Origin of the sequence: Streptomyces sp. NA02950 (genome assembly GCF_013364155.1) — a bacterium.
Classification (GTDB): Bacteria; Actinomycetota; Actinomycetes; order Streptomycetales; family Streptomycetaceae; genus Streptomyces.
In genome coordinates this window covers 9,608,123-9,619,720 of sequence record NZ_CP054916.1, presented here as the reverse complement: position 1 = coordinate 9,619,720, position 11,598 = coordinate 9,608,123, and the positions used below count along the sequence as shown (strand labels likewise).

Below are 11,598 nucleotides of genomic sequence, written 5' to 3'. Positions count from 1 at the left end.
CCCCCGCCTCAGCCCACTTCCAGGAGAGACCGCCATGCCCAACTTCACCGCGTACGCCGCTCACGAAGCGCTCGCGTTCGCCCAGCTCACCCCCAGCACAGACCGCCTGGACAATCTCCACCGCCACATGACGGCCCTGGAACCTGATGTGCCCCCCAACATGCGCCTGTTGATGCTCACCGTTGCCTCCGCCCTGGCGGCCGCAAGTGAGGCCACGGCCAAGGCCGGGAGCCTGTCAGGAAGGGACCGCACCCGGGCCTACGCCGAGGCCCGAGAGCTCACGGAGCTTGCTCTACGGGACGCCGAAGAACTCATCTTGGCGATCGAGCCGACCGCCGCACGCTTCCGAGGTATCGACATGCCCGTGACACCGGAGACGATCACCGCTGCCACGTTGGCCTATGCCAAGGTCACTGCCAGCACTGAAGAGGTAGAGGCCATCCGCCGGGGGACACCGGTGGTGCGGGTATGGTGCAGTTCCGACAAGCAGCAGGGCAAGCGGATCACGGCCCGTATCTCCGCTGGAGTGCACACCGACAGCGGATGGCAGGACGCCCATCCCCCCATCCTGTATCACTTCTGGCGAGTCGACGGCCGGAGGGACGCCGCAGCGAACGCACGCCAGCGGCTATGGCGCAGGAACCCTGCGCGGCGATACCTCGCCGTCACTGACGTTGACGTCGAGTTCTGCAACGACCCCCGGGTGTAGATCTCTCCCACGCGTGGGGTTGCCAACCTAGCTGAAAGAGCGTAGATTTATCACTGTCGGAACGGGGAGGGCGGCAACCACCCCGAGCCGGCTCCAACCCACCAACCAAGGAGTGTCGTGGACTACGCGAACACCTTTTACCGGGCCCGCATGGGCGAAAAGGCCCTGACTGCCTTCGGTTTCCTGGCAAGCGAGCACCCGCCCACCAATGAGGTGCTGGAAGCCATCGCGGAGAGGGTGGCCAACGAACACGCGGTGCAGAAGGGCAACAAGGAAAGGAAGTTGCCCGAGGAGGAAGAGATCAACCCCGACGCGACAATGGCAACCCTCATCGACGTTGCCACCGACGTTCTGCACCACATGGATGGAGTTGTGCACGCTGACGCGCTCGTATCCGTCGCGCATCGCGTGTTCAAGGTGAGGACGGGAGAGGACAAGGAGTACGGGGGTGTTGCGCTGGTGGCCGGGCCCATGTCGGAAGTCGAGCACCGGGAGACCAACGACACCGTCGAATTCCTCGTAGCTCTGTGCCATGTCGCCGTCTCGTTCGGATGCGATCCGGTGCAGGTGCTGTTCGATTCCATGTCTTCCTTCGAAGAGACCGTTGAGGCCGAGCGGTTCGAACGCGCGGCGCGGGACCGTGAGAAGCGCCTGAACGGCTGAGTTCAACGGGTGTGGTGCGGGCGCAACCCGCACCACACCCCCGGCCCAACGGTTCTCCAACACCGCATCAACCGCTACGGCCCATCGCCCCATGTCAGGGAGCAAAGATCGTGATCACTCTTGGACTCACCCGCACTGACGCGTCGCTCTCTGTGTGGCAGCGTTCCGAACGATTCGCCACCATGCGCGCGGCCCAGCGCAAGGCGTACAACCTCCGTGGCGACGCGGACCACATGGCGGGGGTACCGGCGATGTTCGGCCCCCAGGAAATCAGCGCCGTGCGCCAGGAGGCAGCCCAGTGGGAGCACCTGGCCACCTGGCTTGGCCAGTCCGTGCGCACTGCCTAGCGCCGCTCCAACACGCACTGAGGCCCAGCCGAGCTCACCGGCCGCGCACCGCATACCACGCGCCACGTTCGGCCCGGGGGGCACCCCCGCCCCCGGGCCCGCCTTCCCTTCCCCAGGACTTGTCTCCAGGAGATCTCCGTGAAGCTCAGCCCCCCTCAGCAGCGGGCCCTCATGACTGCCGTCAACGGCCGGATTCAGGCCCGGCCCAACACCCTCGAGTTCCTGGTCCGTCACGACCTGGCCGAGTGCCGTACCGAGCAGTGCGGCACCACGCGGCGCACCGTGGTGCACCACTACGTCACCGACACCGGTCGTGTCGCGCGTGGTGAGATCATCGCTGCCCGGGCCACGCCCGGAACGCGGATCAGCACCCCGATGGGGAAAGGCACAGTCACGGGGAAGGAAGGGAGAGAGGGTGGGTCGTGGGTCGTTCTGTTCCGGCCGGACGGACAGGCCGAGACGAACATCCACGCTATTCCTGCGATGTCTGTGTACCTTCACCTGCTGTGCGCGCGGTGCGACGCCATCGGCGACAACTCCATGCCTGCCCGTGGCATGCTGTGTGGATTCTGCGCGGCCCAGGAGGACCGCGAGGACTCCCCCGAGACTCGGGGCCGGACCGCCGCCCTCCATGTGCGTTCCGGTCGTCTCAGCCGAGCTTCACGGTCTTTTGCCGACCAGTCCGCTCCGTCATCTGAGGACGGGGCGAGGAGGCCGCTTCCTCGGATTGCCTTCGAGTCGGAGGTCTGTACGCGCTGTAGCGGGACCGGGCGCCGCTCGTTCGGGCGGGTGTGCTTCAAGTGCAACGGCACGAAGCGGTCGCTTACTCGCCGGGGACAGCGAGCGTGCACGGCGTATCAGGCTGCGGTGGCGAAGCGCTGCACCGTAACGATGAGGGAGTTGGAGCCGGGCGACGTCATCTGGCACCTGACATCAGGCAACCGCAGAGGATGGGTGACCGTCCGATTCAAGCGGGAGTACGAAGCTGACCCCGCACGGGGCGTATTGGAGACCAGCGGGAAAGGCTATCTGGGGCCGTTCGGTACCCGGTTCACGATCTACCGCCCGGATGTGCTGCGCGAGATTCGGACCGACATCGCGAAGCGCTTCAAAGGCGCATCGCTGGCAGAGCCGGAACCCGGTGACCCGGAATCCGATGACCGTCGAGCGGCAACGTCCGCCGCCCACCCCTGACCAACTCAGCCCCCCTCTCTCGGAGTGCTGGCTGCAATCTGCCCTATCTACCAGCCAACCCATCCCCTTGGACGAGACAGATGCTCAACGAGCCCATTCCTCCCGACCTGTGCCCATCCCACCGCGATATGGCTCTCAGGTGGAGGGACAACCACTACGACCGGCGCCATCCGGGTGAGTGGCCAGCCGGAATGTCGATTCCGGCTAGGGGCAGAACCGAGTCCGACGACTGGGGCCGGGGTCACGGGATCATGGACAGCCGCACCACACACTCCGAGCGTGACGCCGAGTTCGACCGGAAGAACTGGGCAGAGGTGGAGCGGTCCATAGCCGCCTGCCGGTCGGGGGACTCGCCGCAGTGCACGCCCTACGAGGAGTGGCCCGCCTCTGCCAAGGCCGCCCGCAATGCCCTACGCACACGGTTGCAGTTGCCCACCCCGGCCCGCGCGGTGCCGCGGCCCGGCACCGATGTGCCGCCGATCGCCCCCGTTCCCGATCTGGCCGATCTGACGGGTATGCCCGACGGGGGAGGCTACCGGCGGGAGGAGGCCAACGCGGCAGCTCGCCGAGCCGGGCGGACTCAAGCCACCGGGGAGGGGATGCGTCGATGGCATGCCAGCGTCCACGATGCAGTGATGTCCAACCTCGCAGCCGCCGAGACACTTGCCCCGGCAGAAGACCGGGCGTGGCACGCGGCGCGCCTGGACGCCTACGCGGCCGCCTACGGACTGCGCGGCTGGCACCGGTACGCCGACCGCGCGGGAAAGCACATGGTTCAGTGCAACCGGATCCGGACCCATCTGGAGGGGGATCGTGGCCGTTACTACACGGTGCGCCTCGGGCCGCGGGGGGCCGGGATGGACCCCGGTCCGCGTAGCCACGCGGTGATAGACCGGGACTCCCAACGCACGGTCTACGCAGCAGTTTCACAGGGCATCGCTTGGCAGTGGATCGAAGCACACGAGTGCGGCGCAGCGGTGTTGCACACCACTCTCTGAGGCGTAGAATTATCACTGTTGGACCGATTGGGCGGCAACCCACCGGCCCGGCACAGCTCATCCAACCCACCTCCGCACGGCAGCGGTTGCACGCCAGCCGCCCCGCCGAAACCGAAGGAGCCACATGTTCCACGACGCGGACCCCCCGCAGCACAACGCGCTCCCCGACAACTACCGCCAGCGTCGCGGCCACGACTTCTACCCCGAGCCGGAAGCCATCGCGCAGATTCCGCCGCTGACCGAGACGGAAGGCACGCCCACGCATGAGCTGGTGGTGCACCTGCATTACTTCACCGTCGCCGGTTCGGACTGGTTCGTCACCGAGCTGAACCCGAGGGACGGAATGGCGTTCGGATGGGCGCGGATCAACGTGCCCTACGGGGAATGGGGCCTCTTCCGTCTCCCGGATCTGGCGAACGTCTCCAGCCCGTTCCTCATCCAGCGGGACCTGTACTTCACCCCCACGCGCGTTGGTGACATCCCCCTGATCAACGTCGCGAACCGCGCGAGCTAGCCCCCAGCGCCGGGCCCCGAAACGGGGCCCGGCCACCGGGTGGCCGCTGCGCCCGGCAAGGCACGGTCGGCCACCGTCATCCACCCACCAAGGAAGGGAAGTCCCATGAGCGACACGCTCACCATGTCCCAGGTCACCTCGTTCATCGCGACGCACACGAGCGAGGACGACCTCGCTCGTATCCAGGAGGTCGTTAAGGAGCGCCGGAAGGCACTGGCGAATGCTGCTGCCGCCGCCGTGACCACCGGTGCACTGGTGGAGGTGGTCAACATCCGCCCCGCTGACTTCAAGGGCAAGCGCGGCACCGTCCAGGCGATCATCGGCCGGTCCGCAAGCATCACCTTCGACGAGGAGTCCACCAAAGAGCTGCGCTGGAGTGCCCGCAGCCGGAAGATCAATGTTCCGGACAACGTGGAGCAGTGGACGCCTGAGACCCTCTTCCCCCTGATCTGTCTGCGCGTCATCCGCTGAACCCCTGCTCACCACGGGTTCCGCCGGGCCCGGCAAGGCCCGGCGGACCCCACCGCCCGGCTGCGCACTGGCGCGCATCCCCGGTGCGGCGGCACCCAACCCACCAGGAGGCACCACATGGTCAATCCGGTCCGCACACCGTCCCCGTCCACCGCCGAGCGCCCGGTTCGTTTCAGAGCCCGTCATCAGGACCTCACCACCGCGCTGAAACTCACCGCTCTCGCCGTCCCTGCCCGTCCCGCCGTACCGATCGCCGGGGGCATCGTTGCCCAGGCGCAGGGTCGCGTCGTGAAGCTGCGCGCATCCGATCAGGAAGTCGCGGTCACGGTGAGCGTCCCCGCGGAGCCCGGCCCCTCCGGGTGCAGTGTGCTGGACTACGACGAGTTGAAGAAGGTCGTAGCCGCCGTCGTGAAGGGTGAGCCCAAGGCCGCCGCCGCCGAGACCGTCGTCACCGTCGAAGATGGTCAACTGTCAACGCCGCACGTGTCAGTACCGCTCACCACGTACCCGCTGGAGGAGTACGCCAGCCTGCCGCCCACCGTGCCGCCGACCGTCACCGTCGCCGGGCCGGAGTTCTTCGGCCAGCTGGCCCGTGTGCTCCCCGCCGCGAGCACTGACCCGACCCAGACCACGCTGACCATGACGCACTTCACCTTGTCCGGCGGAGTGCTCGAAGTAGAGGCCACCGACCGGCGCCGTGTCGCACGAGCCGAAGTGGCAGCGCAGCCACGACAGACCATGGCCACCGAGCCGCCCCGCAGCGCCCTCATCCCCGCTCGCGTGCTGACCGCAATCGTCAAGCACATGGGCAAGCACACCGGCCCCATCGGAATCGGCATCCGTGCGGACGACTCGAACGCGTTCATCTCCCTGACCATGGGGACAACAGAAGTCACCATCCACTGCGAAATGCGTGACTTCCTCTTCCTCAATCCCTACTTCCCCCGTGAGAGCCACACCGCCCTAACGGTCAACCGCACCGCCATGGTCAACGCCACCAAGAAGGGTCACGCCCTGGCCACAGCGAAAGGCGTGGCCGCCGAGTACGTCACGGTCACGGCACAGTGGAACGCTGACGGCGAACTGACCCTCGCCCCGTACGTCGGCGACGACGAGGAGCAGGCCAGGGTACGCGGCGTGAAGGTACCCGCCGACATCACCCACGGCCGCGGCGCTCACGTTCCCGGAGCCACCCTGACCCTGGGCACCGGCTACTTGCTGGACGCCCTGAGCGCGTTCAGCAGCGACACCGTCACCCTGCACCTTGGCGAGTCCGAGAACGGCCAGTTCCGCCGGCCCGTACTGTTCACCGAATGTGACGCCATCTCCGGCGAGGGATACCGGCACCTGTTGGTCCCTGTCGAGTTGCACTGAGTGCCTGTGCCATATCCCATGATCTGTCACCTTCTGTGACGGATGGCAGAGTCGTTCAGTTGTGTGCCGGGATCGGTGCTGCGCTCGGGCAGGAGCGGGACGGTTCGCACGTGATGTGGGGTTTTTACGGTCGTTTGTGGTGACCTTGGGGTGGGCGGCGGAGCCTGGCGGGCATATGCGGGCCGGAGTTGCTGCGGCTGGTGAGGGGCCAGCCCTTCCGCCCCGTCCAGGGAGTGGGTTGTCGTGCCCCAGACGATCGGCAGCGTGCCGGGTGAGCGTTTCGAGGATCTGGTGGACCAGTCGGTTCAGCTGGTCCATGTGATGACGGGATGCCAGTTCACGCTGGGTGACATTGCGTTGGAGATCGCACCGCTGCGTACGCACGGCGGGAACATGTCGCTCGAGGACGACGAGCTGGGGGTGGAAGGCTGTCTGCGGCTGTTCGCCGAGGCGATAGGCCTCTCCTTCCATACGGTGCGGACGTATCTGGGTGGCCGCGCGATGGCCGAAGGACCAGCGCCAGAAGGGCGTCTCGTTCGAGGTCCACCGGATCTTGGCGTCGACGCCGGACGCGTACGAGCTGATCCAGCATCCGCCGGCCGACGAGCGCACGGGCGAGTCCCGGTGGAGCGGAGACGCGGCGAAGCGGGCGGCGGGCTGGCCCACCGCGACGCCGGTCACGGTCGCGGAAAAGGTCGAGGCCATCCGGGACCTCGCGCAAGACGAGCAGGTCGCGGCGCTGGCTGCGTGTGAACTGCTGCACCGGCCGGAGGTCGCTTTCCGCGCAATGCGGGACCGGCAAGCCCGTGAGCTCGTCAATGAAGCCCAGTTCGACCAGGCTGAGCACGACGAGGACGATGATGAAGAGGACTGGTGGGACCAGCCGGAGGCGGACCAGGACGACGGTGTCCTCGATCCCGTCGCGATCGTGCGGGGCTTCCACCGCGCCATGGAGTTCACCGACCTGATCGGGGTGTGCCAGGGCTTCGTGGCCGGGGCGAGCCGGCTGGTTCCGAAACTACGCGGACGCGAGTTCTCCGAGTCACAACTCGATCTGGTGGCACGGAACTTGGAGAAGATCCGGGCGACCGCGGATTGGATCGAGACCGCGGTCTCCACCGGCAAGGTGGACCTGGACGAGGCCTTGGCTGAACTGCTGCGGGACCAGTAGCCATGAAACGGCGGGCGGGGCATCCCGCTCATGTTCATGCCGAAGCGATACGCAAAGCCCTGGAAGAGGCGAAGCCTGCCGGACTGCACGGAAAGCAGCTGGCCAAGGCCACCAAACGGAGTCCAGCACAGGTCTGGACGGCCATCCGGTTTCTGCGCAAGAACGCGGTCAAGGACGGACTTCCGCCGGTGACGCACAACCGCCGGGACGGGTTCCAGCTGTCCGAGGATCCCGAGGTGTGGATCGCTTACGAGAAGGCGGTCTTCAAGGCGGAGTTGAACCGGATGACGAATGTCATCGAGGGGATCGTCGCTCCGCACACCAAACGCAAGCCGAAGGACGAGTGGGCCCGCCTGGTCCTCGACCAGCTCGGCGGCGTCAGAGCGACCCTGGAAGTCCTCTGGCGCATGGAACGGCCATGACCTGCCCTCATACCCAGCAGAGCGCCGTGCGCGAGCGGCACTACCCCAGCGACACCCCGGACGCCGAATGGGCCGTCCTGGAACCTTTACTGCCCCGGCCGGCGTGCTGCCGACCGACGGGCGGGCGCCCCGAGGTGCACCCGCGCCGCAATGTCGTCGACGCGATTCGCTACGTCAACGACAACGGCGTGAAATGGAGATCCGTGCCGGTCGACTTCGGCATCCCCTGGCGCACCCTGTTCGGGTTCTTCCAGCGGTGGAGAGCCAGCGGGGACCTGGCCCGCATCCACGCCGAGCTGCACGAACAGGTCCGTATCCATGACGGACTCAATCCCCGCACCGTCGCGGTGATCCTGGACTCGCAGTCGGTCAAGGGCGCCGAGACGGTGGGAGCGGATACGCGAGGCTTCGACGGGCACAAGATGATCAATGGGAGGAAGCGCCACCTCACGGTGGACATGCGCGGCATGCCGCTGACCGTGATGGTCACCGAGGCCTCCCCGCACGACAGCGTTCCTGCCCGTGACCTGCTCTTCCGGCTCAGCCTCACCCACCCTGAAGTCACGGTCGTCTGGGCTGACTCCGCCTACGGCGGACCTCTCGCCGACTGGGCTCGCACCCGCCTCGGCCTCACCCTCAAGGCGGTGCCCCGCCGAAAAGACCAGGACGGCTTCGCCGTCCTCGCCAAGCGATGGCGAGTGGAACGCGCCATCTCCTGGGTCATGCGAGCCCGCAGAAACGTACGGGACTACGAAAGACTCATCTCACACAGCGAAGCCCACATCACCTGGACCACCATCACCCTCATGACCCGCCGGCTCACCCAGCCACCAAGACGGCCCCGCACCAACTCCCACCCCGTCGAGCCGGAGAAGGAAGCCTGCAAGCCCATGCCCATACGCCTGCGGACAGAGCTGCCCCGGCCGATCCGCCTCGCCCCCGCAGTCCTGCGCTGAAACTCTGAGCAGAGTTGGTGAATGTGGCCATCGAACTGTTGTCTTAAAATTGTTACTTGATGTGAAAGTGGGTGACGCGCAGCCACCGGCTATGACATGGTCGGGTCATGAAGAGGATCGCAACGGGGGCGGCGACCATTGCCGCAACGGCCCTTCTCACCGGAATCATCACTACACCCGCTCAGGCCGGCCCGGCCTGGGACAAGACCGTCAAGTGCCAACAGAAAGACTGGGACGGCCGAGTGGTTCCCACTCGGGTCGGCAACAGCGAGCTGGGATGGAAGCACTTTTCCGGCCGACACAACATCAAGAAGTGCAAGATCGTGAATGCGGCCATCGACGGCAAGCCCGACAAGGTCAGCGGCGCTCGCCTCGAGTACTGGGCATACGCGTGGAACGGCAGCCGCCGGGTGAAGGTCATCGTCATCGCCCAGTACGCCCGCAAGACCAGCGACGGACGTTACGACGCCGGCCGCGGCAAGAAGATCGGCGTCATCACCGCCTACTGCAAGGGCATGACCAAGTGCCCGAACTGGCTCAACCAATGACAGCATCAGCAAGTGACCTTCGAACCCGATGACATCGCGGAGCAGCAGGCGGACATCACCCGCCTGCTGCTCCACCATTTCCACATGCCCCTGCCCGGTGGCCAGTTCATCCGGGGCATCCTTCCTGCGCCTCTTCGGAGCGAGGCCATCCAGGTCGTGACAGGCCCTTTGCCGCGGGATGCAGCGGATGAGTTGACTGCCTGGCAGATCCCGCTGGCCTCCGTGCAGGACCCGGAGTCCTTGCTCAGCGGAGAGGATGTCCTCGCCATCGTGAGAGCCCTGCTCAGCGGAACCCATATCTACTCAAGCAACCGTGTCGACACGGTGATGGGCATGCCCCTGGTCCGCGTGGACGTAGCGTCTCTGAAGCCTGCCCCGGCCTCGTCGCACGACGGCGCCTTCACCATCCTGCGCAGCCTCACCTGCCCGTGGACCGAGGACCAGCCCGAACCACGGCTGCGGGGGTTCCTCCTGCACGCCCCCGACCGTCTGCGGCTCTACCTCGACAGGGAGGACGACACCACCGTCACGGCCGCCGACGTCCGACCATCCGGCGCCGTCACCGCCCTGGTCTCCGCCCTCGGCTCATTGATCACCGAGGAACCCCACGCCACGGACCATGGTGATCCATACTGCGCGACGCTGATGGACCTTACTCACTGGTGACAAGCACGATGGCCCAGACCCGGTCCCTGGCTGCCAGCGCGTGGCGTCAGGGAGCCTCACCGAACCAGTCCCAGCGGCGCGGCGGTGGGCCGCCTCCACACTCCTCACGGTGCGTCACAGATCATGGGATATGGCACAGGCACTGAGGGCATGTACCTGGGGACGGCCCGCCGTGACCGGACCGTCCCCGCCCAGGTCGAAGCGCGGTGGTTGACACCACCCCCCAAGAGCGTAGAATTAGCAATGTCGGAACGAGTTGGGCGGCAACCCACCCGTACCGGCGATCCAACCCTCCAGCACCGGGCAACTGGGCCCGACCGAAGGAGTCAACGTGAGTTCCCCCGAGCCCCCCGCCACTCCCGAACCGATCACCGTCACCGTGCAGCACGAGGGCACGGCGTTCACCCTCACCCTGACCCTGCACAGCATGGAACGCCGCTTGGATCGTGGTGTGCTCGGCGACGTGGACGGCATCGAGGCGCACCTCAAGCTCGCCTCAGCAGCCAGTGAGAAGCCGTCCACGCTGTTCCTCTCGCGGCTCGCGGGGGAGAAGCAGTGGGTCATTGACGCGAAGTTCGGCGCCAACGGCTTTCCCCACTTCTGTCACGGCTTCGGCGCTCGCTACCTGCGGTGCACCGCTGTGGTGGACGAGATCGGCGACGTCCTGGACCAGGCCGCCCGTGATCGTGGCCTTGCCGAGCAGATCGGCCGCGACATCCCGCTCGTCCCCGTGCCGATCAAGCGCTGACCACAGCTCACCGGCTGGCCCGGGACGGCAATCCCGGGCCAGCCACACCCGACCCACCACCTCAGCAGGAGCCCGAGATGATCGCCCCCCTATGGACCTCCTCCACCCGCACCGACCAAGGCCCGCGGTTGTACATGGCCGATGCCGCTCACGACTTTGAGTACCGGGCATGGGCTGTCGCCGACGGGATCGGTGACGACTTCGAGCCCGCCGACGCGGCCGCCACGGCCGCCGACCTCGCCCCCTTCGCGGCAGCTTCCGGCGGCGCCGCCTACGGCTTGGCAGCCGCCCGCAGCGAACTCCAGGACTTCTACCGGGGGTGTCCCAGCGGGCAGGAAGGCGATTGCGTCATGGTCACCGCGGTCCCCATGCCCACCAGCGGCGGATGGGATTTCGCCTGGGTCGGCGACTGCCGCGCCTACGTCGTCCAGCACGGGCAGCTGCGCCAGGTCACCGAGGACCACACCGAAGGCCAGAAGATGAGGAACTGGCAAGACCCCTACTGGGCAACGCTGGCCCCCACCTTTGACCACGTCGTCACGCGCACGGTGCTCCGCGACGATGAGATCGCCTCCGTGCGCGTACCCGGCCCGGTTGAACTCGTCCTGCTGTGCACAGACGGGATCTCCAAGGTCGTACCGCACGAAGTCATCGAGCGGATCGTCACGGCCCCGGTCCGGCCGCGCCACATGACCCGTGCACTGGTCGACGCCGCCCGCTCCCGGAGGAGCACCGACAACATCGCAGTCACCGCCATCGCGCCGCACACCGCGTAACGCTCCCCCATTCTCCTTCGGCCGGTCCGGGCGGTAACCCG

15 protein-coding genes are annotated in these 11,598 nt (G+C 66.9%); all 15 read left to right on the top strand.

The features are described 5' to 3' along the window. The first annotated feature begins 34 nt into the window (after nt 1–34). The 15 genes from HUT19_RS41215 to HUT19_RS41145 all read left to right on the top strand — a co-directional run bounded on the left by HUT19_RS41215 (nt 35) and on the right by HUT19_RS41145 (nt 11,557). The gene (locus tag HUT19_RS41215) at nt 35–709 is read left to right on the top strand and encodes a hypothetical protein (RefSeq protein ID WP_176178467.1); all 675 of its coding nucleotides are present in this window, start codon (nt 35–37) and stop codon (nt 707–709) included. A 117-nt stretch (nt 710–826) separates the two neighbouring features. Next, the gene (locus tag HUT19_RS41210) at nt 827–1,372 is read left to right on the top strand and encodes a hypothetical protein (RefSeq protein WP_176178468.1); all 546 of its coding nucleotides are present in this window, start codon (nt 827–829) and stop codon (nt 1,370–1,372) included. Nucleotides 1,373–1,482: 110 nt separating this feature from the next. After that, on the top strand, nt 1,483–1,719 hold the full coding sequence (locus tag HUT19_RS41205; RefSeq protein ID WP_176178469.1) for a hypothetical protein: 237 nt from the start codon (nt 1,483–1,485) through the stop codon (nt 1,717–1,719). Between the two features lie 138 nt (nt 1,720–1,857). Next, nucleotides 1,858–2,913 (top strand): hypothetical protein, encoded by a 1,056-nt coding sequence (locus tag HUT19_RS41200; RefSeq protein WP_176178470.1) that lies wholly within the window; start codon nt 1,858–1,860, stop codon nt 2,911–2,913. A gap of 251 nt (nt 2,914–3,164) precedes the next feature. Beyond that, the gene (locus tag HUT19_RS41195; RefSeq protein ID WP_176178471.1) at nt 3,165–3,911 is read left to right on the top strand and encodes a hypothetical protein; all 747 of its coding nucleotides are present in this window, start codon (nt 3,165–3,167) and stop codon (nt 3,909–3,911) included. 124 nt (nt 3,912–4,035) lie between these two features. After that, a complete protein-coding gene (locus tag HUT19_RS41190) occupies nt 4,036–4,425 on the top strand; it encodes a DUF2958 domain-containing protein (protein ID WP_176178472.1) in 390 nt (129 codons plus the stop codon). A gap of 105 nt (nt 4,426–4,530) precedes the next feature. Next, nucleotides 4,531–4,896 carry a hypothetical protein gene (locus tag HUT19_RS41185; protein ID WP_176178473.1) on the top strand — a complete coding sequence of 122 codons (366 nt, stop codon included), beginning with the start codon at nt 4,531–4,533 and terminating at the stop codon, nt 4,894–4,896. 117 nt (nt 4,897–5,013) lie between these two features. After that, nucleotides 5,014–6,270 carry a DNA polymerase III subunit beta gene (locus tag HUT19_RS41180; RefSeq protein ID WP_176178474.1) on the top strand — a complete coding sequence of 419 codons (1,257 nt, stop codon included), beginning with the start codon at nt 5,014–5,016 and terminating at the stop codon, nt 6,268–6,270. Nucleotides 6,271–6,760: 490 nt separating this feature from the next. Further along, a complete protein-coding gene (locus HUT19_RS41175) occupies nt 6,761–7,441 on the top strand; it encodes a DUF6192 family protein (protein WP_176178475.1) in 681 nt (226 codons plus the stop codon). Nucleotides 7,442–7,443: 2 nt separating this feature from the next. Then, nucleotides 7,444–7,863: a hypothetical protein gene (locus HUT19_RS41170; protein WP_176178476.1), complete on the top strand. Its 420-nt coding sequence runs from the start codon at nt 7,444–7,446 to the stop codon at nt 7,861–7,863. Between the two features lie 26 nt (nt 7,864–7,889). Then, nucleotides 7,890–8,819: an IS5 family transposase gene (locus tag HUT19_RS41165; protein WP_368661737.1), complete on the top strand. Its 930-nt coding sequence runs from the start codon at nt 7,890–7,892 to the stop codon at nt 8,817–8,819. Between the two features lie 107 nt (nt 8,820–8,926). Then, complete coding sequence (locus HUT19_RS41160; protein ID WP_254885323.1) at nt 8,927–9,367, top strand: hypothetical protein; 441 nt, start codon at nt 8,927–8,929, stop codon at nt 9,365–9,367. A 12-nt stretch (nt 9,368–9,379) separates the two neighbouring features. Then, nucleotides 9,380–10,033, top strand: a complete 654-nt coding sequence (locus HUT19_RS41155) for a hypothetical protein (protein ID WP_176178478.1) — start codon at nt 9,380–9,382, stop codon at nt 10,031–10,033. A gap of 331 nt (nt 10,034–10,364) precedes the next feature. Continuing rightward, nucleotides 10,365–10,781 carry a hypothetical protein gene (locus tag HUT19_RS41150; protein ID WP_176178479.1) on the top strand — a complete coding sequence of 139 codons (417 nt, stop codon included), beginning with the start codon at nt 10,365–10,367 and terminating at the stop codon, nt 10,779–10,781. 77 nt (nt 10,782–10,858) lie between these two features. Then, nucleotides 10,859–11,557 (top strand): PP2C family serine/threonine-protein phosphatase, encoded by a 699-nt coding sequence (locus HUT19_RS41145; protein WP_176178480.1) that lies wholly within the window; start codon nt 10,859–10,861, stop codon nt 11,555–11,557. Nucleotides 11,558–11,598 lie beyond the last annotated feature (41 nt).